Origin of the sequence: Telluribacter sp. (assembly GCF_035998675.1) — a bacterium.
Classification (GTDB): domain Bacteria; phylum Bacteroidota; class Bacteroidia; order Cytophagales; family Spirosomataceae; genus Telluribacter.
On record NZ_DASYHI010000007.1, the window covers coordinates 194,340 to 218,699 of the forward strand.

24 protein-coding genes are annotated in these 24,360 nt (G+C 46.1%); 10 read left to right on the forward strand and 14 right to left on the reverse strand.

Going from position 1 to position 24,360, the window contains the following annotated elements; all coding sequences use genetic code 11:
- Positions 1-10: 10 nt before the first annotated feature.
- Positions 11-1,438 carry an ATP-dependent DNA helicase gene (locus VGN67_RS02815; RefSeq protein ID WP_327485248.1) on the reverse strand — a complete coding sequence of 476 codons (1,428 nt, stop codon included), beginning with the start codon at positions 1,436-1,438 and terminating at the stop codon, positions 11-13.
- A 142-nt stretch (positions 1,439-1,580) separates the two neighbouring features.
- Between VGN67_RS02815 and VGN67_RS02820 the strand changes: the two genes are divergently transcribed.
- From VGN67_RS02820 to coaD, 4 genes are all read left to right on the forward strand, one after another.
- Positions 1,581-2,018: a CBS domain-containing protein gene (locus VGN67_RS02820; RefSeq protein ID WP_327485249.1), complete on the forward strand. Its 438-nt coding sequence runs from the start codon at positions 1,581-1,583 to the stop codon at positions 2,016-2,018.
- A 64-nt stretch (positions 2,019-2,082) separates the two neighbouring features.
- Positions 2,083-2,580, forward strand: coding sequence for an NUDIX domain-containing protein (locus VGN67_RS02825; protein WP_327485250.1), 498 nt, complete (start codon positions 2,083-2,085; stop codon positions 2,578-2,580).
- Positions 2,581-2,599: 19 nt separating this feature from the next.
- The gene (locus tag VGN67_RS02830) at positions 2,600-3,505 is read left to right on the forward strand and encodes a DUF3822 family protein (protein WP_327485251.1); all 906 of its coding nucleotides are present in this window, start codon (positions 2,600-2,602) and stop codon (positions 3,503-3,505) included.
- A 20-nt stretch (positions 3,506-3,525) separates the two neighbouring features.
- A complete protein-coding gene (gene coaD / locus VGN67_RS02835; RefSeq protein WP_327485252.1) occupies positions 3,526-3,996 on the forward strand; it encodes a pantetheine-phosphate adenylyltransferase in 471 nt (156 codons plus the stop codon).
- Positions 3,997-4,083: 87 nt separating this feature from the next.
- On the opposite strand, the gene trxA is transcribed toward coaD, so the two are convergent.
- Both trxA and VGN67_RS02845 read right to left on the reverse strand, forming a co-directional pair.
- A complete protein-coding gene (trxA, locus tag VGN67_RS02840; RefSeq protein ID WP_327485253.1) occupies positions 4,084-4,389 on the reverse strand; it encodes a thioredoxin in 306 nt (101 codons plus the stop codon).
- Between the two features lie 90 nt (positions 4,390-4,479).
- Complete coding sequence (locus VGN67_RS02845; protein ID WP_327485254.1) at positions 4,480-5,172, reverse strand: NUDIX hydrolase; 693 nt, start codon at positions 5,170-5,172, stop codon at positions 4,480-4,482.
- 98 nt (positions 5,173-5,270) lie between these two features.
- On the opposite strand from VGN67_RS02845, the gene VGN67_RS02850 reads away from it, so the two are divergent.
- Positions 5,271-6,572: a hemolysin family protein gene (locus VGN67_RS02850; protein WP_327485255.1), complete on the forward strand. Its 1,302-nt coding sequence runs from the start codon at positions 5,271-5,273 to the stop codon at positions 6,570-6,572.
- Between the two features lie 2 nt (positions 6,573-6,574).
- Positions 6,575-7,228: an orotate phosphoribosyltransferase gene (gene pyrE, locus VGN67_RS02855; RefSeq protein WP_327485256.1), complete on the forward strand. Its 654-nt coding sequence runs from the start codon at positions 6,575-6,577 to the stop codon at positions 7,226-7,228.
- A gap of 67 nt (positions 7,229-7,295) precedes the next feature.
- Here pyrE and VGN67_RS02860 read toward each other — a convergent pair whose 3' ends face one another.
- Positions 7,296-7,592: a hypothetical protein gene (locus tag VGN67_RS02860; protein ID WP_327485257.1), complete on the reverse strand. Its 297-nt coding sequence runs from the start codon at positions 7,590-7,592 to the stop codon at positions 7,296-7,298.
- Between the two features lie 132 nt (positions 7,593-7,724).
- Between VGN67_RS02860 and ppk1 the strand changes: the two genes are divergently transcribed.
- Both ppk1 and VGN67_RS02870 read left to right on the forward strand, forming a co-directional pair.
- Positions 7,725-9,866 carry a polyphosphate kinase 1 gene (gene ppk1 / locus VGN67_RS02865; RefSeq protein ID WP_327485258.1) on the forward strand — a complete coding sequence of 714 codons (2,142 nt, stop codon included), beginning with the start codon at positions 7,725-7,727 and terminating at the stop codon, positions 9,864-9,866.
- A gap of 17 nt (positions 9,867-9,883) precedes the next feature.
- On the forward strand, positions 9,884-10,624 hold the full coding sequence (locus VGN67_RS02870) for an SOS response-associated peptidase (protein WP_327485259.1): 741 nt from the start codon (positions 9,884-9,886) through the stop codon (positions 10,622-10,624).
- Positions 10,625-10,692: 68 nt separating this feature from the next.
- Here the strand turns inward: VGN67_RS02870 and VGN67_RS02875 are convergent, their stop codons facing one another.
- A complete protein-coding gene (locus VGN67_RS02875; protein ID WP_327485260.1) occupies positions 10,693-11,619 on the reverse strand; it encodes an ROK family protein in 927 nt (308 codons plus the stop codon).
- A gap of 579 nt (positions 11,620-12,198) precedes the next feature.
- On the opposite strand from VGN67_RS02875, the gene VGN67_RS02880 reads away from it, so the two are divergent.
- Positions 12,199-12,792 (forward strand): TetR/AcrR family transcriptional regulator, encoded by a 594-nt coding sequence (locus VGN67_RS02880; protein ID WP_327485261.1) that lies wholly within the window; start codon positions 12,199-12,201, stop codon positions 12,790-12,792.
- A 55-nt stretch (positions 12,793-12,847) separates the two neighbouring features.
- Here the strand turns inward: VGN67_RS02880 and epsC are convergent, their stop codons facing one another.
- Positions 12,848-13,672, reverse strand: a complete 825-nt coding sequence (gene epsC, locus VGN67_RS02885) for a serine O-acetyltransferase EpsC (RefSeq protein ID WP_327485262.1) — start codon at positions 13,670-13,672, stop codon at positions 12,848-12,850.
- Positions 13,673-14,321: 649 nt separating this feature from the next.
- Between epsC and VGN67_RS02890 the strand changes: the two genes are divergently transcribed.
- Entirely contained in the window at positions 14,322-15,017 is a 696-nt protein-coding gene (locus tag VGN67_RS02890; RefSeq protein WP_327485263.1) for an alpha/beta fold hydrolase, read from the forward strand.
- 92 nt (positions 15,018-15,109) lie between these two features.
- Here the strand turns inward: VGN67_RS02890 and VGN67_RS02895 are convergent, their stop codons facing one another.
- The 8 genes from VGN67_RS02895 to VGN67_RS02930 all read right to left on the reverse strand — a co-directional run bounded on the left by VGN67_RS02895 (position 15,110) and on the right by VGN67_RS02930 (position 24,341).
- Positions 15,110-17,380 carry an NADP-dependent malic enzyme gene (locus VGN67_RS02895; protein WP_327485264.1) on the reverse strand — a complete coding sequence of 757 codons (2,271 nt, stop codon included), beginning with the start codon at positions 17,378-17,380 and terminating at the stop codon, positions 15,110-15,112.
- A gap of 105 nt (positions 17,381-17,485) precedes the next feature.
- Entirely contained in the window at positions 17,486-18,694 is a 1,209-nt protein-coding gene (locus VGN67_RS02900) for an MraY family glycosyltransferase (protein ID WP_327485265.1), read from the reverse strand.
- Positions 18,695-18,836: 142 nt separating this feature from the next.
- Positions 18,837-19,586 (reverse strand): glycosyltransferase family 2 protein, encoded by a 750-nt coding sequence (locus tag VGN67_RS02905; RefSeq protein ID WP_327485266.1) that lies wholly within the window; start codon positions 19,584-19,586, stop codon positions 18,837-18,839.
- Positions 19,583-20,149: a WcaF family extracellular polysaccharide biosynthesis acetyltransferase gene (locus VGN67_RS02910; RefSeq protein ID WP_327485267.1), complete on the reverse strand. Its 567-nt coding sequence runs from the start codon at positions 20,147-20,149 to the stop codon at positions 19,583-19,585. Before VGN67_RS02910 ends, VGN67_RS02905 begins: the two co-directional genes overlap by 4 nt.
- Positions 20,106-21,032 (reverse strand): glycosyltransferase family 2 protein, encoded by a 927-nt coding sequence (locus VGN67_RS02915; RefSeq protein WP_327485268.1) that lies wholly within the window; start codon positions 21,030-21,032, stop codon positions 20,106-20,108. The genes VGN67_RS02910 and VGN67_RS02915 overlap by 44 nt, the downstream gene beginning before the upstream one ends.
- Before the next feature lie 40 nt (positions 21,033-21,072).
- A complete protein-coding gene (locus tag VGN67_RS02920; protein WP_327485269.1) occupies positions 21,073-22,224 on the reverse strand; it encodes a glycosyltransferase in 1,152 nt (383 codons plus the stop codon).
- Positions 22,225-22,230: 6 nt separating this feature from the next.
- Complete coding sequence (locus tag VGN67_RS02925) at positions 22,231-23,010, reverse strand: glycosyltransferase family 4 protein (RefSeq protein ID WP_327485270.1); 780 nt, start codon at positions 23,008-23,010, stop codon at positions 22,231-22,233.
- 377 nt (positions 23,011-23,387) lie between these two features.
- Positions 23,388-24,341 (reverse strand): hypothetical protein, encoded by a 954-nt coding sequence (locus tag VGN67_RS02930; protein ID WP_327485271.1) that lies wholly within the window; start codon positions 24,339-24,341, stop codon positions 23,388-23,390.
- Positions 24,342-24,360 lie beyond the last annotated feature (19 nt).

A 24,360-nucleotide genomic window follows, 5' to 3' on the forward strand; every position in this document is an offset into this window, starting at 1 on the left:
GAAGCTATTTTTATTTAAAGAAGTGCGGGTGGAAATTCATCAGGAACACTTCGTCAATGGACCGGGTGATGGCTGTATACAACCACCGGATAAATTCATTGTTGACCTGCTCTTCGGGCAAGTACCCCTGGTCAATGAATACCGCGCTCCACTGTCCACCCTGTGACTTATGACAGGTCAGGGCATAGGCAAACTTCACCTGTAGGGCATTGAGATACGGATCTTTTTTCAGTGCCTCGGTTCGGTCCTTTTTTGATTTTATGTAAAAGTAATCTTCCATCACACTTTCGTACAGGAGGCGGTTCTCGTCATTAGAAAGCGAAGGAGTAGGGGAGTGTAAAGTATCCAGGATAATTTTGGCGTCGAAAGGTGGTTGATCTTCGTAGTCGGTCAGGCGCAGGGTGGCGTCGGCAAAGCGGAAACCATGAATCTCTTCGGTTTTCTTTATTTTCAATAACTCCACAAAATCACCGTTGGCAATGAATCCGGCGGGCGAGTCATCATCCAGTACCGCGTAATTGTTCCTGACTACCATGAGCCGGTCACCCGCGTCGAGTTCTTCCTCACTAAAATTTATCGTGCGCCTGATGTACTGATTATACTGCACCGCCGACTTGTTTGAGCGCGTTATGATAATGGTGTTTTCGGTGCCGTACTTATTATAGGCGTAGCGGAGCCCTTCTTCCAGTTTCTCCCCCGTCATTTTGTAAATATCCCGGAAAGTGCGGGTTGTAATATGAATATCGGGTTTCTGAGCCCGCAACTGGTCCCGCAGCCCGGTGGCATTATGCAGAATCCCCGACTGCTCATCCTGGCGCATTACCTCGGTTAGCTCCTCCTGCACCACCGACATGTAGTAGTTCTTTTCGAGATACTCTTTTTCCAGCGCGGGACTTAGGTCCTTCCCAACCGGCGGAAGCTGGGCCATATCACCCACCAGCATCAATTTATTACCCGGGTTTTCGTAAACGTATTCGATAAGGTCGGCCAGAAGGCTGCGACTGCCAAAGTCGGCGTCATCGCTAATCATGGATGCCTCATCAATAATAAAGAGGGTATACTCGTGATAATTTTTCTGACGCTCAAACACAAAGCTCCCGGAATAGGAATCGGAGGTCTGCTTGTAAATTTTTTTGTGAATGGTAAGGGCTGGTTTGCTGGAGTAGTTGGACATGACCTTAGCCGCCCGGCCGGTAGGAGCCAGCAGTACCGCCTTGTACCCAAACTTTTTTACCACCTTTATCAGGGTACTTATAATGGTGGTTTTTCCCGTACCGGCGTAACCTTTTAACAGGAAACAATCACGGTATCTTTCCAGACCATCCTCTTCCAGAAGGAAGGCATCCATCTTTTCAAAAAAACGCACCTGGCTCTCAGTAGGCTTAAAGGGAAACCTTTTGAGAAGCCATTGCGAAGGGGTAACTTCATCCGCTTTCATAGTGACGAATCTACTGGAATGGAACAGAAAAAAAAAGTTAACGACCAGAATCTCCTTTTTACTTTGTGCAGTCGCTGGACTTTTTGAATCTTATCCGATATATTAGATTTCTCAATTGCCGCTACTCCCAAACCTGACACGCATGCTAGTACAACAAATCCTCGCGAACAAGCGAATTTCCACTATTTGGTCGGTCTCACCCGACACAACAGTTTATGAAGCCCTGGAACTGATGGCCGAAAAAAATATCGGGGCGGTACTGGTTCTTGAAAATGAACAGCTGGCTGGAATTTTCTCGGAACGTGATTATGCCCGCAAAGGGGTTTTGAAAGGGAGGGCTTCCCGCGATACCCTTATAAAGGATGTCATGACCAGCCAGGTGATTACGGTAGAAACCGAGCAAAAAATAGAGGAATGTATGCAGATTATGTCTGACCGGCACATTCGCCACCTACCCGTCAATTACAAGGGGGAATTAGTGGGTATAATCTCTATCAATGACATTGTCTCCGCTATTATCCGGGAGCAGATGCAGCACATTCAATCTCTGGAAAGCTATATATCCGGAAGCCCTTACTAGTAAAAATTATGAGTGTATCCATAGGATTCTTATTCGTTGGTTATATTTGCAGCTCCAAAAACGAATGAACTCATTGGATACCACAAGGGAGGAAGTTTTCAGACTCTACGGCAACCGCCTGCGGACCCGGGTCTGCGGTATATGTGTGATTGAGGACCGCCTGCTCATGGTCCGGCACAAGGGTATAGGCCCTACCGATACTTTCTGGTGTCCGCCCGGTGGTGGGATACAGTTTGGTGAAAACGCGCTGGATGCTCTAAAAAGGGAGTTCCTGGAAGAAACCGGGTTGATCATTGAACCGGGCGACCTGCTTTTTGTCAATGAGTTTTTGCAGCCTCCTCTGCACGCCATGGAACTGTTTTTTGAAACGCGTATAGTTTCCGGCGATGTAAAACTGGGGATTGATCCGGAAATGGAAGAAGGAAATCAGATTATTTACGAGGTGAAACTCATGACCATGGAAGAAATAAAATCATTTCCCCAGAAGGAGGTACACCAGTTGTTTTCCTTTTGTGATTCCCTCGATGATATTTATCGGTTAAGCGGATATTTAAAACAATAATATTTTAAACCACACCCCATTGGCACTACTCCAATCCATAGTGAAGGAACTACAACCCACAGTCATAGTGGCCGATGAGTCGTTTGGCGGGCAGGATACCCGGCACTGTACGCTGTGCATTGAAATTGACGAGCTGCGGTTCCGTTTTTGTGCGGTACAGGAGGGAAGTATGCAATGCCGCTGGCTGGAAGACTACGCCTCCGACACCTTCCTGAATAAGGGGGAACTGCTCGAAAAGCTTAAGCAAATTACGGCCGAGCACGCCTTCCTGGGGTCTGATAGCTGGAAGAATATCCGGGTGGCGGTCAATACCAATGGGTTTACGCTTGTACCGGCCCCCTTGTTCCGTAAAGAATACGGTGCCGAGTACCTGAAAATGGTACTTGGGAGAAATGTGCTAGCCGAAGACCGGGTTATGAACCATTACCTGCCTCAGGTTGATGCTTATAACGTATTTACGATTCCTTCCGCCTGGTCCGACTGGCTGCTGGGACAATACCCATTCCAGTCAATTGAGTTTTGCCACCTGACCAGTCCGCTGATTTCGGGAGTCCTGAGAAGTCATAAAGAATACAACGAGTCCCGTATATTGTCGGCTTGCTTCGAAGGCGAGTACCTGACCCTGCTGTTTTCAGAAAACAGCAAGCTGCTTTTCTGCAACCGGTTCAGGTACAGTACGCCGCAGGAACTTACCTACCTGCTGTTATTTACCCTGAACCAGCTCAACTACCTGCCCGAAGAAATTAAGCTGTACCTGTACGGCGAAATTACTCCCTACGCTGATGCCTATACCGAACTGGCCCGTTTTATGCCTCACCTGCATTTCGGACAAAGTCCGGCGGGTTTAAAGTATACAGCGTTTTTTGATGATATTCCCGGGCATAGGTACTTTGGTCTATTGAATACCAGCCTGATGCACCTCTGAGTTCACCACTATTTGACCAGATGAAGAAAATCGCCTTGTTTCCCGGTTCCTTTGACCCTTTTACCAAAGGCCACGAAGATATAGTACTACGGGGGTTGAATCTGTTCGACGAAGTAGTGATCGGGATTGGAAATAATGCGAACAAGAAGCGGTACTTCCCGGTAGAGATGATCAAAGAACTTATTGAAAGTACCTTCCTTGACACCGACCGGGTAAAAGTTATTACCTATGATGATCTGACGGCGCGCATTGCCCGGGAGGTAGGAGCTAAATTTTTGCTGCGGGGTCTCCGCAATACCACCGATTTTGAGTACGAAAACGGCATTTCCCAGGTAAACCGTTTTGTGTACGAAGAGATTGAAACCGTTTTCCTGATTACTTCACCCCACCTGGCACCTATCAGCTCTAGTATAATCCGGGACCTGCACCGGTACGGTCAAAATGTTGACAACTTCCTGCCTTACAACCTGCCCAAACCAACTATTGCTTAAATTGCTGTTAAGCTTGGTACCTTAAAACATTCTTAGGTAATCTATTGAAATAAAAAGAGAAGGGCTTACAGAAAGCAGGCATAGATTTTAGCTGGCAGCAGCCACTTTCTGAATTACCTGGTTCAGCTGTTTAGCATCCATGAAGCCCGACTGTCTCCATTTTATTTGTCCTTTCTGAAATATCATCAGGGTAGGTACCCCCTGGATTTTGTACTGAGCCGCCGCTTTGGGGTTTTTATCAATGTCGACTTTCAGGATTCGTACTTTATCGCCCCATTGTTTAGACAGGTTTTCCAGCACGGGCTTCATCATTTTGCAGGGACCGCACCATTCGGCAAAAAAATCAACCAGTACCGGTTGGTCCGACTCTATGATTTCCTTGAAATTAGCCATAGTTGTAGTAGGTTTTAGTGGAAAGTACACTTCCAGCTTAACAACAGGAATGGGCCAATGGTGCAGCTTTTGGGCAAAAAAACGGCAACGCTATAAATGTTCGGTAACGTTCTGCATGTGCTGCAGGCATTCCACCACGTAACGGATTGAGCTGTAAGAATTGATAAGTACCGACTGCGCCTGTCGCGGCGACAGCCATTCCAGCTTTTCAATATCCTCTTCCTGCTGGGGTTCCAGCCTGCTGTCATCCACACAGTCGAGCAGGTACCATTTGGTACGTTTAAGGATACGGTTATTGTTGAAGGTATAGGTGTGCCAGGTCGTACAAATTTTATCTTTCAATACGGCCGTCACTCCCGTTTCTTCTTCTATTTCCCGCATAGCCGCTTTCCGGGAAGTTTCTCCCTTATCGAGTTTGCCCTTGGGTAGGTCCCACTTTTTTCGACGGTACATCAGCAGCCACTTGTTCTCCTTTACCACCACACCCCCGGCTGCCTTGATTACCTTGAACAGGCTTTTTATTTTTTCAACCACGGAGGCTTTGTCACGGGTGGCGAGGGTGATGGACAAAAGCTCCCGGGGAGGTTCCGTTTGCAGCATCTCAATGACCTGAAGCGCTATGGAACCGTTAGTATTTAGCAGCAGCACGTGACCGGACAGGGGTATACTTCGCAGCTTGCTGAGACGGAGGTCACTAATATGATCAAACTGTGAAATGTCCGCCTGGGTCAGCTCATTGGTTCGAACGATTTTTACCGGACGGTCGTCAAAAAATATAATCATGTAGTAAACATCGTTTCGTTGTACAAAATTAAGTAAAGAGTTTAGTTTAGTCAGTAAGTATTATTGATAAATTTGTACCGACATCATTCCCTGATTACTTGGAACTCTTAATTATATTCATACTTGTGCTTTTAAACGGCATTTTCTCTATGTCGGAAATAGCGCTGGTATCTTCCCGAAAGTCACGACTTGAGGCTTTTCTCCGGAATGGGAACAAAAAGGCCAAAACCGCCCTGGATCTAGCTAATTCTCCCAATCGATTTCTATCAACCGTCCAAATTGGCATAACCCTGATTGGAATCCTGACCGGGGTGTACAGTGGTGATAAGCTTACCAATGACCTGGAAGCCTGGCTGGTTGCCATTCCCTTAATTCGCCCTTATAGCCACCCGTTGGCCGTGGGGCTGGTGGTTTTGCTGATAACTTACCTGTCGCTGGTACTGGGTGAACTGGTACCCAAACGGATTGGGATGGCCAATCCGGAGGGGATTGCCATGAATCTGGCGCGTCCCATGAATGTCCTCTCCAAAATTACAATGCCTTTTATTGCCTTGCTTAGCCTTTCGAGTGATTTGATAATTCGTGTCCTGAACATTAAGCCCAGTCAAAATTCGGTGACCGAGGAGGAGATAAAAAGCCTGATTCAGGAAGGTACTACGGGAGGGGTGTTTGAAGAAATAGAACAGGAAATAGTACATAATGTTTTTCAATTGGGCGACCGCCGGGTGACTTCCCTGATGACAAACCGGCAGGAAATTGTCTGGTTGGATAGTGAGGATAGCGTGGAGGTGAATAAGGCAAAAGTATACGAAACCAAACACGCCATTTACCCCCTTTGTAAAGATACCGTAGACAATGTGGTAGGGCTGGTCTATATCAAAGACCTTATCGGGGATAACATTGATGAAAACCTGGCTAACCTGAATGCCATTAAGCGGGAGCCTTTGTTTCTGCCCGAAAGTAACCGCGCCTACCAGGCCCTGGAACGGTTTAAGGACCAGAAGGTGTATTTTGGGATAATTGTCGATGAGTACGGTGGGGTACTTGGGGTGGTAACCATGTACGATATCATGGATGTGCTTGTTGGCGATATTTCAGAAGCGGATGAATTTGAATCCGAAATTGTCAAACGGGAAGATGGCAGCTACCTCATTGACGCGCAGTTGCCTTTTGATGATTTTCTGTACTACTTCGAAATGACCCTGCCCGAAGCGGAACGCAAACAGCTGGTTGGCTTTAATACCCTGGGGGGGTTCGTGCTGCATGTACTGGAAGATATTCCCGTGACGGGCGAAAAATTTAGCTGGAAACAGTTCAGCTTTGAGGTGGTTGATATGGACAAAAGCCGCATTGACAAACTACTGATAGTACAACATACGAAGGAAGATACCAACGATTAATAATGGATAAAACGCAGGAAGCCGTAGCCCGCCGGGTAGCTGAGATGCTACTGGAAGCTCAGGCAATTAAACTTAGCCCCGACCAGCCTTTTCAGTGGAGCTCAGGTTGGATGTCTCCCATCTACTGTGATAACAGGGTGGCCTTGTCGTACCCTGACATACGTACCTATATTAAAGATGAACTGGCCAACCTGGTAAAGAATTATTACTCAGACGCCGACGCCATTGCCGGAGTAGCTACCGCCGGAATTGCCCAGGGGGTGCTGGTGGCGGATGTACTGAACCTGCCTTTTGCCTATGTACGTCCCGAGCCCAAGAAGCACGGTATGGGCAACCAAATTGAAGGAAGACTTGAAAAGGGGCAAAAAGTAGTACTGATGGAAGACCTTATCTCGACCGGAGGTAGTTCGCTGAAAGTAGTGGATGCCCTGCGTCAGGCGGGGGTAGAGGTAGTGGGTATGATTGCCATCTTTACCTATGGCTTTGATACCGCCGTGGCCAACTTTACAGAGAAGCAGGTATCCTATAAAGTACTGAGTAACTACGGACATTTGATTGAAGCGGCCTTACAAAAAGAGTACATTACGCAGGACCAGCTCCTAAACCTGACGGACTGGCGGAAAGCACCCGATGCCTGGGGAAGGGTTAGTGGTTAATCTATCCTAAAAAAAAATAATAGAAGAAGAGTCCGGTCAAGCTTGACCGGACTCTTCTTCTATTACCTTATTTTCGATGGTTATCGAGGTTGTGGTATAGGCCGCCGAAGGTATTATCCCTTACTCCGTCCGAGCTGAGGAAATCATGGGGGAAGCCCATTTCAATATTACTTAGCTCGTTTAGCTTTTGCAGATGCTCCCCGGAAAGCTGAAATTCCAGACAACCGAGCGAATCTTTAAGCTGGTCGGCGCCCCAGCCCCATTCGGTACCGAAGGTCATTATACCCACGCAAACTTCCGAAACCCGTAGTTCCGAACAACCTACATTTTGTATCGCATACTTTGTAGTGTAATTTAATTCCATGTAAACCCCTACCTAAAGGTTATGGCCGGATAGTGGTTTTGGGTTTTCTTTTTTCGTATAGTAAGTTAAGTTGTCTTCCCCGCCAAATGTGGTTATATTGGTTGAAAATTTTGATTCTACTTCAGGCCGAATATGATTGACGTATCCCATCCATATTTTGATAATAACCTTAGCTGGCTATCCTACAATTACCGATTACTGCTGGAAGCCAAGGACGAGACAGTTCCTGCCCGGGAACGCCTTCGTTTCCTGGCCCTTTATTCTCACCACGTGGACGAATTTTTTCGGGTAAGAATTCCCACCCTGATGGCCATGCGGGAGGTGAGCGCCGATATCCTGGAAAAGCTAAATTTATATCCTGAGCCGCTGCTGGAGCATATCAACGAAACCGTCGAGAATCAATTGAGTGAGTTTGGTGATATACTGGCCAACCTGGTGGTACCTGACCTTAAGCAGCATGGGGTTCATTTGTATTTCAAAGAAAGCTTTATTCCGGAACACCAGGAGTTTGTTCGTAAGTACTTCGTAGATAAAGTATTTCGGTACCTTCAGCCGGTGTTTCTTAACGGCCGACGTAGTTCGAAAATCACCATTTTTGAGCCCAATCACCTGTACTTTGTCCTCCGGCTCATGCGGCGCAGCGAACCCTCTGAGGTCTGGTATGCTTACGTAAACATTCCCTCGCAGCAGCTCGGCCGGTTTGTTGAACTACCCGATCAGGACGGTTTAAAACACGTGGCCTTTCTGGATGATGTGGTGCGGTTTAATCTGCCGGACCTCTTTCCCGGTTACGAAGTTATGGATTGCTTTACCGTCCGGACCGAGCGGGATACGGAGCTCTCGGTGGAGGACGACTACCCGCCGGCCGTAGCCCAGAAAATCGCGAAGCAGCTCGAAAAACGAAATTTTATTCAACCCCATCAGTTTTTTTGTGAAATGGGTATGCCACTTGAAATGCGGGAGTACCTGTCGTTGCGGGTGGGGGTACTGATGTCGGAGTTCCACGAGCGGGGCCGGTACCTTTACTACCAGGACCTGGCGTCTTTTCCCGGTAATTTCAAAAAGCTGGATTATCCCCTTCAAAAGGCGATCAATCACGTAGAGCTGCGAAGCGGAGAATCTGTATTTGAGGCCCTGCAGCGCAACGATCAACTGTTACACTTACCGTATCACTCCTTTGATCCGGTGGTGCGGTTTTTTAGTGAAGCCGCCGTTGATCCGTTTGTAAGGGAAATATTTGTCTCTCTGTATAAAATCAGCGCCAATTCCTTTATTGTCAATTCATTGATTAGCGCAGCCCGTAATGGGAAGCGGGTAGTTACGTTTGTGGAACTGAATGCCAAATTTGATATTCAGGAAAACCTGCGCTGGGCCCGGAAAATGAAGGAAGCGGGTGTGAAAATAGTATTTAGCCTACCGGGCCTTAAAGTCCACGCCAAGGTAGCCCTGGTCAAAAGAAAAGTTAAAAAAGGCTGGGAGCGCTACGCGTACCTGGGTACCGGAGGCTTTTATCGACTAACCTCCCGGGAATTTGTGGACCACGCCCTGCTGACCAGCCACCGTGACATTACCAACGAGCTGGAGCTGTTGTTTGGGTACCTGAGTACCCGCGAAGAACCCAAAAAATACAAGTACCTTCCGTTTAACTACCTGCAGGTTTCGCAATTTAACGGTGTTAAAAAAATGGTCGAGCTTATTGACCGGGAAATTGCCAACAGCAAGGCTGGCCTCAAAGCCGTAATTACCATTAAAATTAATCAGCTCCAGGACCAGATGCTGATCGGGAAACTGTACCAGGCGGGTAGGGCCGGGGTTGACGTTACCATTATTGTGAGTGATTGTTGCTGCCTCATTCCCGAACTTCCCACTATCAGTGATAATATTACCGTGATACGGCTGGTAGACAGGTACCTGGAAAATACCCGGATCTTTCACTTCTTTAACCGGGGCAAAGAAGAGATTTACCTTTCATCGGGCGACTGGACCTACCGAAATCTGCACCGACGGATCGATGTAACTTATCCAATAATGGATGAGTACCTGAAGTCTCAGCTGAAGCAGGTACTTAAAAACTACCTGAATGATAACCAAAAAGCCGTCAGACTTGACACCTACCAGCATAACATTCAGCTGTCGGCGGAGGCAACCGGGCCCAAGGTGCGCGCGCAGGATGCTAATTACCGCCTGACCGAACGCCTTGAACACCGTACCCCCAGTCTTTTTCATGAAGTAAGTACTGGCAAGGTAGCGGCTCCCGTTCCGGAAAATGTATAGTACTAAATGATTAGGCTATGTGTTACTATAACTCATTGGATGCTTCGGCCGAAGAACTAGCCAAACGCTTTAAGGCAGAAGTAGAAGCGGTAGCTGACTTTATACCTACCTATGCGACCAGTGGTTTTCAGTTTGGAAACTGGCCCATACTGACCGCCCAAAACCCAAGTACCTTTCAATACCTGCAGTGGGGGCTGCTGCCTCAATGGGTAAAAGGTGCCGATAAAGCCCGGCAACTGCAAAGCAGTACCCTGAACGCCCGCAGTGAATCCATCCACGAAAAGCCCGCCTACCGGGAGTCCTATCGGAAGGCGAGACGATGTCTGATACCTTCCACGGGTTTTTTTGAGTGGCAGAAGGTAGGGAAAAAGAAGTACCCCTACTATGTATCCCTGACCAGCACAAAAATATTCTCGATTGCGGGACTGTGGGATGAATGGACAGATACGGCGACCGGGGAGGTGTTACAAACATTTACACTGATAACCATTCCGGCCAATCCGTTAATGGCCCATATTCATAACACCAAAGAGCGGATGCCCGCCATTCTTTCCGTGGGAAATGAAAGGAAATGGTTGAAACAGGAGCTGAGCGAAGAGGAAATCCGGGAGGTATTATTACCCATTTCTGACGCTGACATGCAGGCTTACACCGTTAGGCCGCTCACCGGTGCCCATGCACCGGATAGCCACTCCAAAGATGTTATTGCACCCTATACCTATCCTGAGCTAAACCAGCAGCAGCAATCTCTATTTTAAATTGGGAGGAAATGAAACAGTCGGAGAAAAGATTCTTTTCACCGACTGTTTTTATAAACTTAACAGTGTTATCTGACAGTTAACATGGCTGCGCCAAAAACCCCCGCCGAATCACCCAGCTTGGGCCGAAGGATAGGGGTTTCAAAACTATGGTTAAAAACATAATTAGCGGCCCGCTTTGGCCCCTCTGTGTACAGTAGGTCAATGTTTCCCACACCACCTCCCAAAACAATAGCGTCCGGGTCCAGAATGTTTACCAAAACCGTAATGGCCTGTCCAAATGATTCAAGCAGCCGTTCAATGGTAGCCGTGGCGTGAGGGTCGTTTCCCTGGTGGTATCGTTCTACTATGACCGGAAGTTTGAGGGCGGTACCGCTAATTTTCTGGTAGTAGCGCTGCAGGGCCGGACCCGAAAGTACCTGTTCAACGCAGCCCTGTTTACCGCAGTAGCAGTCGTCTCCGCCGGGTTCCAGAATATTGTGGCCCCATTCCCCCCCGATACCCTGTAGTCCATTCAGTACAAAGGGTTGCCCGTCGTTTCCGCGAAGTACCACGCCGCCGCCTACACCCGTCCCCATTATGACACCAAAAACACTTCTGAAATTAGGAGCGACTTCCTGAACGGTACCCATCTGCGCCTCCGCCAGGGCAAAGCAGTTGGCATCATTCGCAATGGAAACCGGGATTTTCAGCCTTTCCTGTAAATCCCGGTGCAGCGGCATGCCGTTCAGGCAGGTGGTATTACTGCCCTTCATAGTTTGGCGGGCCGGGTCCAGAGTACCCGGAGTACCAATTCCCAAGGCCTCGGGCTGGTAGCCGGTTTCGGCCTTCATTATATCTACTAGCGTAGCTATTCTATTTATGATATGCTGGTACCCTTTATGGGATTCGGTGTCGATACGGTGACGGAATACCACGGCATCCGGTGACGGACTGGAAAGAATTACCCCTTCAATTTTGGTACCTCCCAAATCAATACCCCAGTAACTTTGCATAGTAGATTAGTTCAGAATTATATGTAGTAAGTATAGCCTGAAAAGTGGCAGACAAGGATGAAGTTGTGGCAATAAACTTACAAATCATACCCAAAACGTAAAAACATTTTTTCAAGAAAGGAATTCTGAGCCAAAGTCAGCCAATACGTCTGGTAAACACTGGTAAGTACCTGAAAGGATTCCTGCTATCCATAAAAAAGAAATAAAGCTTATTTCATAAATTGCTGTAGCAGACCAGGTGAAACCGCAGTGCAACTAAGGCAGCTGGAATAGGGGTTGAAATACAACGTCGGTCAAAATGAAAATTGAACCGGATAAAGATAGATTTGTAATGGACCTGGAAAATTGTGGCTATAATGGGGAAGTTGAAGATTTTGGTATCCTGAGGGTACTTGAGCAGCTATGTGCCTGATAAGTAGTACCTTTCCGGGGTAACGGTGGTAGATATTAGTTTTACCACTGTTAGCTCATTAAAAAAGTATTAAAGAAATAGGGTTAACAGTGTTTGGATTGCCCATTCGTTTTTTTATATTTGAAAGCAGGTACTCTAATCCAACCATAAAACACGAGAATTGCTGAATGGGAATCATCGAACGTCGTGAACGTCTCAAAAAGCAGGTACGTTCTGACATTATCAAAACGGCAAGAGAAATTGCCCGTGAAGATGGCTGGCAGGCTGTCTCCATCAGAAAGATCGCCGATGTCATCGAGTACAGCCCCCCAATTCTTTATGAGTATTTTGAAAGTAAGGACAAACTGCTCGAAACTATCCGGACCGAAGGCTTCGCCACGCTGAGGGAGGAATTTGAACGCATTAAACACGTTTACCGACAACCCGAAAAACAACTGGCGGAAATTGCCCAGAGCATCTGGAACTTTTCGGTTGAGCAACCGGAAGTTTATCAGGTTATGTTTAATCTGGAAGGAGCCTACTGTCAGTCCAAGCAGGTTTATGTTCAGGAAATGAACATTGTTAAAAATCCCGTTTGGGAGATGATTGCTACGTTGCGGCCCAAAGCGGGTGAAATGGTAACCAAAACCTACTACGAGTGGTGGTGCCTTACCTATGGGTTTATCTGTATTACTATGACTACCCAACCACGCTACGCGATAGCCCACGCCGAGCCCATTTATATGGAAGGTGTCCGGCGCTTTATCCGGAGCGTGATGTAAGAAATTTAGTTTTAATTGCATAAAAGAAAAGGGACGGTTGGCCGTCCCTTTTCTTTTATGCAATCTGCTGCTTTACTTCCACCTTGCTTTGGTGATAGACCTGGGAGTATGGCGGTACACTCTTGGTTAACCAGGCATTTCCCCCAATAACCGAATCATGCCCCACAACCGTGCTGCCACCCAGAATGGTGGCATTGGCGTAAACTACCACATTGTCTTCAATGGTAGGGTGTCGCTTGTGCGAAGCCAGCGACTTGGCTACGTAGGTAGCTCCCAGGGTTACGCCCTGGTATATTTTAACATTGTTGCCAATGTGCGTAGTTTCTCCGATTACTACCCCGGTACCGTGGTCAATAAAAAATGACTTACCAATGGTAGCTCCCGGATGGATATCAATGCCGGTCAGCCCGTGGGCAAATTCGGTTAGCATACGGGGTAGTAGAGGTACGCCACACTGCATGAGCAGGTGTGCAATCCGGTAGGATGCAATGGCCATAAAACCCGGATATATTGCAATAACTTCTTCTATACCTACCGAAGCCGGATCGTTGTCTGTAATAGCCTGGGCATCCAGCATAATAAGCTCATAGGTGGCAGCTAGCTGCGAGAAAAAGCATTCCCCCACCTCTTCCCGACTTTTTTCAAGTTGAGGTTCCAAGGGTTTGAGCAGGCAATCAAGCTGTAGCTGTAACTCACGGTAAGCCGCCGGTAATCCGGCCGGATTGTTAGACTCTTTGCAATCCTGACAAATGGGGAAGAGGAAATTGATCAATCGCTGTAAGAAATGGCCGCCCTCGTGCCGCGAAGGAAGGCGGTAGCGATACTGTTGATTTTGGTCGGCTAAACGCTGAAAGAAAATCTCTTGCTGTTCAAACGTCATCAGGAACTGCTGGTAATAGGTTAAAAGCCCAATTATCTGGATGTTTTCCTAACAAAGATACAGCTGAAAAGATTGTTTCCCGCATTATTTTTATTGGGCCACCATGGATTCACGAGCCTTAATGCGAACCCGGGTACTTGAAAATCTGTTGACCAAGTAAAATTACCTGTACCAGAAAATACCCAATTTTTACCCGGTAAGAAACAAAAAAATCAGATTTTAATAGGGTAAATAATCCTGTTTTTAATTTTTTATATTAAATGAATCCTGATTAAAAAAGGAAATACATAATAAACGGCTGAAAATAAGGTTGTTAAGGCAATTGATTAAAAAATTCCGGGAACAACTATTTTATATACATGAAGTAAGTACTTGTAAGCCAGCTTTTTTATCTGTATTTTAGGTTTATTGCGATTGGTATGTACTTATTAAAATGAAACTATTTATGAGAATCACCAAATCTTTTGCCTTATACATACTCTTATTTTTCGCTCCGTTTCTGTTTACATCCTGCTTTTCCAAGTACCGAACTACCGCGCGTGATGTCAAAAGGCATTACGTAAACAGGGAAGTAAAGCCCACTGTCATGTGTATCGAAAATGATTCAATATGCATTCAGGTTGCTACGGTTGGTGCAGATACACTGCCCATGTTACTCCTTATTCACGGGGCACCGGGTGCCTGGTGGGGGTATATGAATCTGCTGGATGATCCCGAACTACAGAAAAAATTTCATATAGTTTCGGTAGACCGGCTGGGCTATGGTAAGTCCAGGTGGAAAAAGAAGCGATTCGTAACTTCTATTGAAATGCAGGCGCGGAGTTTGCTACCCGTCCTCAACCTGAATAAATCAAAGGAAAAGGTTATAGTACTGGGAAGGTCGTACGGAGCAGCCATTGCAGCCCAGTTAACAGTGTTATCCTCGGAAGATGTAAAGCAGCTCATTATGGTTTCGCCGGTGATTGACCCGGACCGGGAGCGCTTTTACTGGTTCTCCAAATGGGGCCGTAACCCAATAGTTAAACTATTCCTTCCCCGGGAGTTTAATGCTGCCACTGCCGAAAAGTACGCCCATGCCCGGGAATTAAGGCAGGTACTTCCCATTTGGCAAAACTTAACCGTACCAACCACGGTCATTCAGGGAGGAAATGACTGGATTGCCGATCCGGCCAATATTGAATTTGCCAAGAAGCATATACCTAGCAATCAGGCCCAGTTTATCTTACTCCCGAAAGCGGGTCATATGATTACAAATTCCCACCGGGATATGATCAAGGAAATGATCCTGAAAGCCGATATGTACCCCGATAGAAACATTACCGTAGACCTGGCTGCCGGACAATAATCAGGACTAAAAACATTCTAAACAAGAAGACCAGGTAGCTACCGTTATCTGGTCTTGTTGTTTAACGTACCTTAGCTCTTCATCAGTAGTACCTAATTCTTCATCTGAGCCTCGACTACGGCTATAGCAACCATGTTCACAATTTCCCGAACGGTACTTCCCAATTGAAGGACATGTACTGGTTTTTTTAATCCTAAAAGGATAGGTCCAATGGTTTCAAGTTGGGCGGCTTCTTTGAGCAGGTTATAGGCAATATTACTGGCCGAAAGATTAGGAAAAATTAACGTATTAGCACCGCCTTCAATCAGGTCACTAAAGGGATGGTTCTGTTGGAGTAGCTGGGTATCAAAGGCCAGATGCGCCTGTAGTTCACCGTCTACCACCATGTCCGGGTGTTTTTTCTTCAGGGCCGCCACGGCCTTACTCATTTTCTCCGCATCGGTACCACCAGCACTTCCGTAGTTTGAATAGGTTACCAGGGCAATCCGGGGTTTGATATTAAAACGCTCAATGGCACGGGCTGTCAGTTCGGTTATTTCTACCAATTCCTCAACGGTTGGGTCCAGATTAACCGTAGTGTCCGAAAAAAACAGGGGACCACGGGGGGTAAGCAGAATATACATACCTGCCACCCGATTCACGCCTTCTTCTTTTCCAATTACATGCAGGGCCGGCCGGATGGTGTCGGGGTAGGTACGGGTGAGGCCCGAAATAAAGGCATCAGCCTCGCCATTTTCGACCATCATGGACCCAAAGTAATTGCGGTAGTAAATCATTCTCCGGGCTTCTGAAGGGGTCACTCCCTTCCTTTTCCTTTTTGTAAAAAGGATATCTGCGTATTTATCAATGGTAGATTCGCTTTCCGGTGCCCGGGGATCAATGATTGTTACTTCGTTTAAATCCAGTTTGTGTTCAGCAATAAGGTTCTGGATAGTCTTAATATTGCCCAGTAAAATAGGAATGGCGATACCTTCGTCCTTTACCTGCTGCGCGGCTTTGAGTACCTGGGTATTCTCGGCGTCAGCAAATACGACTCGTTTGGGATTTAATTTTGCTTTGTTGAGGATAACGCGGGAAAGTCGTTCGTAGCGGCCCAGCCGACCGGAAAGTTCCTGTTCATAGGCATCCCAGTCAGAAATCACCTTCCGGGCAACTCCAGTTTCAATGGCCGCGCGGGCTACGGCAGGAGCCACGGTAGTTAACAGGCGAGGGTCAACGGGCTTAGGAATAATGTACTCCTTCCCAAAAGCCAGGTTAGTTTCATTATAGGCCAGATTAACAATGTCGGGTACCGGCTTTTTGGCCAGGTCGGCCAGTGCCCGAACGGCGGCCAGTTTCATGGCTTCGTTTATCTCGGTGGCCCGTACATCCAACGCTCCTCTGAATATATAAGGAAAGCCCAATACATTGTTTACCTGGTTGGGGTAGTCGGACCGGCCGGTAGCCATAATAATATCCTGGCGGGCTTCCACGGCGTCAGGGTAGGTAATTTCCGGATCAGGATTGGCCATGGCAAACACAATAGGATTTTCAGCCATTGATCTGACCATATCCTGCGATACTACATTGGCAACTGATAGTCCCAGGAAAACATCTGCTCCCTCCAAAGCCTGTTCCAGCGACTGGTATTGATTGTCGGTGGCGAATTGCCCTTTCAGGCTGTCCAGGTCGGTTCTACCGGTATTTATGTGCCCTTTGCGGTCAAACATGGCCACATGGGCCGGGTCAGCCCCCAAAGACAAATATAGCTTGGTACACGACACGGCTGAGGCTCCCGCTCCCGAAACCACAATCCTGACTTTGCTGATGTCTTTTTTTACCAGTTCAAGCGCATTGAGCAGGGCAGCACCGCTGATAATAGCGGTACCATGCTGGTCATCGTGCATGACCGGTATTTTCAAATCTTTTTTGAGCCGGGCTTCTATTTCGAAGCATTCCGGTGCCTTAATGTCTTCCAGATTGATGCCGCCAAAAGTCGGCTCAAGTATTTTCACCGTCCGGACAAACTCATCCACATTCTTGGTGTCCAGTTCAATATCAAAAACATCAATATCGGCATAGATTTTGAAAAGTAGGCCCTTCCCCTCCATTACTGGTTTGGAGGCCTCTGGTCCAATGTCACCCAGGCCGAGTACCGCTGTACCATTGCTAATGACTGCCACCAGATTGCCCTTGGCGGTATATTGGTAAACGCTTTCCGGGTTGTCGGCAATTTCAAGGCAAGGTTCAGCCACACCCGGGGAGTAAGCCAGGGAAAGGTCTCGCTGACTGTTGGTTTCTTTGGTCGGGATTACCTGAATTTTTCCGGGTCTGCCTTTAGAGTGATAATGGAGGGCGTCCTCTTTGCGGATCTTTTGGTTCATACAATGGCGGTCATGTTTGTCGCTAAGGTACGAACTATTGAAGCATGATGAAGACAAACAGCCTTTTAAAGGGAGGCTAGTTGCCCGGCAGGAGAAACTTTACTACTATAAATCTTTCAGAATCTGCTTGGTAATAGAAGGGCCACCTTCTTTGTAGGTAGTGGTTTGGACTAATTTCTTCTTCTCTCGTAACTCAACGGCTCTCTTTTTGAGAAGGTAAGAAACACCCATATAAATAAAGAACAGGCCAATGTAGATGTACAGAGAAACGGTATTGGAATAATCACCGTGGAATAAAAAGAAGAGGATAGTATTCACGATAGTTACCATCCAAAGCGAGAAAGAAGCCTGGAAGTGCGAAAGACCATTGTCAATGAGGATGTGGTGCATGTGGTTACGGTCTGCCACAAAGGGAGAGCCGCCTTTCACTATTCGCACAATAAAGACCCGCAACGTATCAAAAATAGGAACAATGAGCATGACCATTACCACAATGGGAGCGTTGAAGAAGGCGCTGGGGTCGTTGCGATAACTGATATTCAGGCGCAGAAAGGCAATGGCAAAAAAGGAAAGCAGAAATCCAATAACGAGCGAACCCGTATCTCCCATGAAGATTTTACTGGTTTTGGAGAAATTGAATCGTAAGAATCCCAACAGACCTCCGGACATCGAAAAGGCCAGACAGGCAAATGTGTAATGGCGGTTTAACAGGAACCAGATACCCAGACCCAGGCCCGCAATCAGGCTAATACCGCCGGCCAGGCCGTCAATGCCATCAATGAGGTTGATTGAATTGATCAGGGAGATAAATATAAAAATGGTAAGCGGTACGCTGGCCCAGTCGGGGATATAGTACCAGCCAAATATTCCGTAGAGATAATCTACCTTGAAGTCCCCCATGACCACCAGAGTAAGGGAGGCGCATATTTGAACCAAAAGTTTTTTAGTAGAATCCAGCGCCAGGATATCGTCTTTTAAGCCCAGAAAGAACAAGATGGTAAGCCCCACCATGGATAGGCTCGCCAGGTTAAAATCCTTTACCTCATCGGCATGGGGCCACAAAAAGAAGGCGATGATGGTGGCGGCGTAAAGGGCAATTCCGCCTAAGGTTGGAGTTTCGGTATCGTGGGCACTCCGGAATCCGGGCTTTGCCGTTAAGTTTAGTAATCCGGATAAATTGATAATGATGGGTATGGCTACAATAGAAAGAAAACAAGCTATAAGAAAAGACAGTACACACTGGTATACCTCATGGTCAAGCAAGCTTATGGTTAATCCTCCAAACAGTGTATCAGCAAGTACGTTGTGTTTCATGGCTTATTAAAACGTTCTGGCATTTTGAGTATAATAAATATGCCTTAACAGTCCAAATATCTTACTTTTTAGGTAGAACTACTATATAGGGTACGGGTTTAGGAGCAAAAAAGTTAGTAAACGGTTGTAGGTAGCCGATTATTTATTTGTTTACAAACTGCATGACCTTCCGTAAGGGTTTTAGCCAAAGTGTAAAAAAGTAAGGTTGTAGCTGGTTTACTTTCCATGCCTTCCGATCATTTTTGTTGGCTTTTAATCGATTTGCCAAACTGTTGTTACTCACTCCGCCAATCCTCATTTTTATCATTATTTTGGGAATGTAGCTCAGTTGGGCTTGGTACTTATGTACCATCCTTAACATGAGTTCGTAATCAGCAGCACTTCCCATATCCAGTCGGAAAGTACCATGTTTCTGGTACCATTCCTTCTTTAAAAAAAATGTCGGGTGGGGAGGCATCCAGCCCCAGCTAAAAAGCCCCTTTTTAAATTTTCCCGATATCCATTTCCGTTTCACCTGGGACAATACCCGGGAGTCCACGTAATGAAGGTCTCCGTAAGCTCCATCGGAATTATCGTGCCTGACCGCCGCCACCACCTCAGAAACTACACCCGAATAGGCATACAAATCGTCGGCATTGATAAGGCCAATTAAATCACCCGAGGCCAGAGCTAAGCCTTTGTTCATAGCATCATAGATTCCCTGGTCCGGCTCTGAGATAACCCTGGCAATTTTTGAGCCGTAGGACCGGATAATTTTCAGGGTTTTATCAGTTGAGCCCCCGTCAACTACTATATATTCGACTGATTGATAATCCTGATTAAGTACCGATTCGATACAATCTCGGATGGTACTTTCGGCGTTGTAGACGACTGTTATGATAGAAACCTTCACTTTTTGAAAACTCTTGTTTTTACAAATTCGGCCGGATTGCCACGATAGATCCCAAACGCATCCAGATTTTTGGTAGCGACTGAGTTAACGGCCAGTACGGCGTGGGAATGGGCGGTAACGCCGGGACCTACAATGGATTTTGCACCAATCCAGACCCCCTCTTCCAGCACAATCGGTTTGACAATCAGGTCAAACCCAGTACTTGAATAGTCGTGGTTTCCGGTCAGCAGAAGTACTCCCTGTGACAGGCAAACATTTTTGCCTATGCTAATATTGGTGAGGTTGTCTATCCACACGTTTTCACCTATCCATGCATTATCTTCCACAGTCAAAAACCAGGGATATTTGATATTAACTTTGGGCTTTATGGTGATGTTTTTCCCGAGGCGGGCACCAAATAATTTCAGCAGGCTTACCTTAATCCGGATTGGGACCGGCAGGTAGGTATTAATGAAAATTCTTCCGAATATAAACCAGAGGAACCGCTTGCTACGGCTTCCGGGCTGGTACCAGCTGTTGTCATATTTTGACAGATCGGTTCGCCGGTCGAAGGTCTTTTCCATATTCTGTCAGAAAGTGAATGATAATGTCATTTTTGTTTTTTCCGGCTTTTTGGTACACTTCATACACCTTGGCATCAACCAGGAAGCGGTACCAGAATCCCTGCAGAAAGTGCCAGATAAGTCCCTTTGTTCCATCCAAAAATCCCAGTTTTATAAAATAACGGAATAAAAAGTACATAACCGGCCTGGTAAAGAGCGGGAGGGAGGCATACCGTACTTTCAAATACCGCTTCCGTTGCTCCTGGGTACCCCAGAACGCCGGAGTTACGGTTTCCTTTTCATCAAAATTATACTTAATATTCAGCAAATCAATGACTTCCCGTATTGCGTAATTGTTGTGCTTTTGTGTCCACCAGGTCAGGTTGTTCAAATTATGGTCTACAATATCATGCTCGAGGTTAAGGGTGTCACCCTGGCTTAGCTTAATATGCTCATCCATCCATAATTCTTCACATATCCCCTGACCATTTTGCCAGACCCGAAGCAGCCAGGTAGGATAGTACCCACCGTTTTTTATCCACTTGTTCATGAAAAGTACCCGCCTCTTTACATACAGGCCGGAGATATTTTCCGGAAGGTCCGTTAGTCTCCTGTTCAGTTCATCCGCCAGCTCGGAGGTGATATATTCATCCGCATCCATCCGCATCAGCCACTTAGTCTGAAACGGATTGTGTTGAATCCCGTAATTGAATTGAAAAGCGTAGGATACCCAGGAATTCTGGACCACCATGGCACCCAGTTGGGTAGCGAGTTGCACCGTATCGTCGGTGGAGTAAGAGTCAACTATAAAAATTTTATCGGTTAACGGCAACAGGCTCTTAATACATCGTTCAATGTGCTTGGATTCATTGTGGCTAAGGATAATTACCGATAAATCAACCATAGGTCAGCTCTCTGTTTGGGGTGGTATTGTTGCCGTAAAGTTATTGTGCCGGGCTTATTTTTTGGTATTCATCCAGCAATTGCTTTGCCACCACCTGAATGTCAAAATGTTTGTTTACCATAGTAAAGGCCCTATCCGCAATTTCTAAACGGTACTGACTATTCGACAACGTCTGCAGCAGGCCCTGTTCAACCCCCTCCACGGTTAAGGGAGTCAGGCAGGCGGCGTCGTATTTTTTAAGGTATTCGCCAAATCCCACCCGTTCCGACACCAAGGTGGGTACCCTGGCAGCCATGGCTTCAAGTACTGCAATAGAAAACCCCTCAGAATAGGAGGGTAGTACAAACAAATCTGCATCGGCCAGCGCTGCCTTTTTAATTTTATCGGTAAGCATACCCACCAGCTTTATGCCTGACTCCAATTGATTCTCCTTAATAAAGGCTTCGGCTTTTTCCTGATATCCATCATCCGGTCCGGCAAGTACCAGTACCGTATCGGGGTGTTTCAGGCTGTATCTTTGAAAAGCCGGTAGCAACAGGTCCAGTCCTTTTTTAATATTCAGCCGGCTCATGAATAGTACCAGCTTTTTGTTAGCTGAAATACCAAACTGAGTCCGGAAGGTACCCTTCGGGGGTAAATCTGTATAGTCAGAAATCTTCATCCCGTTCGGGATCACTACTAAATTACCGGGCCGGTACCCTAAGTACTGAATAACGTCTGCTTCTTCGTCGGTATTAAGTACATGAATCAGCGCTGCTTTGCCAAGGAGTTTCTTTTGAAACAGAAAGGTTACAAGCTGCTTCTTCCATTGACTGTGCTTTAAGGCCCATGTATCCAGCAAACCATGAATAGTGAAAACCTTAGGTACCTTGTTGGAAGTTAGAAAGGGGGCCAGACTGCCAAAATGCCAAATCCCATGAATATGAATAATGTCATATTCATGAATGTGCATTTTTAGAAAGTGGTAAAGCTCAATTGAAAATTCACGAAATACTTTGCTGACGCCGGGCGTACGCTTACATTCAAAAAGCCGGGCGCCGGGGGGAACCGGATATGCTTTGTCGCCGGGAGTAATTGGGCTGAGAATATCAACCTGGTGGCCTTGTTGTAGGGCTTGGGTTGTATTGTCAAATATGGTGCGGGCCGGCCCGCCAATGGCCCAACTATATGAACAAATATTGAGTATCCGCATCTTGCCTTATTTCGAAACCGAAAGCTGGTGGTAGGTAGTTACCATTTCCTTTGCTACTTTCTCCGAAGAAAACGGGGAAATTATTTTCCTGGATGCCTCTCCCATGGGTTTAATCCGTTCGGGGTCATTGATAAATAATTTCAATATAATTTCAAGTTCCTGCTGACTGGCTGGATGAAAGGAGTACCCATTGATCCCGTTTTGAACCAGGTCTTCCACGCAACCGCATTTATTTGAGACAACTACCGGCAAACCACAAAGCATGGCCTCATTTACCACTAATCCCCAGGGTTCTGATAAACTTGGCAACACCAGAACACTGCTATGAGCCAGCCATTCGGGGACTTTATGCCAGGGAAACCCGCCAGCAAAGTTTACTCCGGCTAGTTTATTTTGCCCGGCATAATCAGTCAGATTTTTTCGTTCAGTACCGTCCCCAACGAAAATAATACCCCAGTTTTTGGCTTCCGGAAGTACTTCCCGTACATTCTGATAGGCTTTGAGCAGGAGTAGCAAATTTTTTTCGGGTGCCAGTCGGCCTACATAGACAAAATTGTAAAGCGGTAATTCCTGACCTGCCTGCTTTTCGCTCTTACCCTTTTGATAAGCTTCAAGAATTACTTTTTCGTCAATTACTGCCGCCTGACGAACAGTAATTTTTTCATTCGGCACCCCCAATGATTTTAAATACTCCACCGAAGAGGTACCAAAACAGAAATAGGCATCAGCGGCATTGACGATCTTTGATTTCAGGCTTTCTTTTATTCCTACTCTCTTGTTATCCATACTCGAAGATTCCGAAGAAAGCACCACCTTAACCCCCTTGGAACGCGCATAGAACATAAGGAGCACCTGAGCCCAGTCAAAGTAGCCGGTAATATTTAATACAGTTGGCTTATACGCAAAATAGGCTTTAAATAAAGCTATAAGCCGAGAAATAAAGCTAACCGAATCTAAACCTTTTTGAAAAAGTACACAATTAGGATACTCATATTTTATGCTACTATCGTCCTGCATCACTGTTCGGCTTGCTTCATATAGAGCAATGTGAACTACCTTAAAGTTTGCGTTGGGGTAATTTGATTTTAAAATAGCGTAAATTTCACTGAAAAGTTTACCTTTATAATGAGCCCATAGTTGGTTGTGGATGATTAGTATGCGCATTAGAATTTGGTACTTAAATGCTTATAAAAAATTGGATAAAGCTGATTAGCCAGAAACTTTTGACCTGCTATATTGTAATGAACGTTATCACCCGACCGATATAGTTCGGAGGTGACTCCAAGCTCCAGCTCATCAATAAGCTGAATATTGTTATCTGTGGCAAATTGTATTATTTCTTTACCCTGACTATTATAACTACCCCCTTCCAATTCAACTATCTCCGGGTGCAAATAGATAAGAAAAGGGATGTTATTTTCTTGGGCTATGGACGCAAGCTGTTCATAACCAGGGTTAAAACCGGTGCCATTTTTTTGGATACCTGTTCCCTGATTGGTATTGACAATGGGGGCAAAGTGTATTCCGCCTTCTGAATACTTCTGAAAATAACGGGGGTATAGATAACGAATCCAAAGCTCCTCAAGTGCTAAACTATACTGATACTTTGGGAAATTGGGGTTAATACCTACAATAGGTTCATTGCCCATTATATCGTGCGCATCGTGGCTACTGGTAACAAGGCACAACAAATCAGCATTGAACAGGCCGAATTTTTTTAAATATCCGGCTGCATTATCAGGCCCCCAGGAACCCGCCGAAATATTCAATACCCGAATTCGTTGGTTAAGGCTTTGGCTTAGCCTTCCCTCAAGCATTGTCGAAGCAATACTATCCTGGTCACTCAAACTGCCTCCTAGAATAACCGAATCACCTACCAGAAGAATAACAATTGTATCTGATGAAGAATTAATTGGATTACTTCTCATTGAAAAGCTATTTGTTCGAACACGGTTACCAAAACGTACAACATTTTGATTTGGAGCATAAATGTACTCATAATCAGGGTCTTCTACATACAATGGAGCTTGTAAAAACCCAAATTTATAGCGTAGTGCTACTTCGGCAAGGCAAAGTATGGTAATAAAAATTATGACTCCAGTAATAAATATCCGCATTTGGGTTTATTAAGTTTGT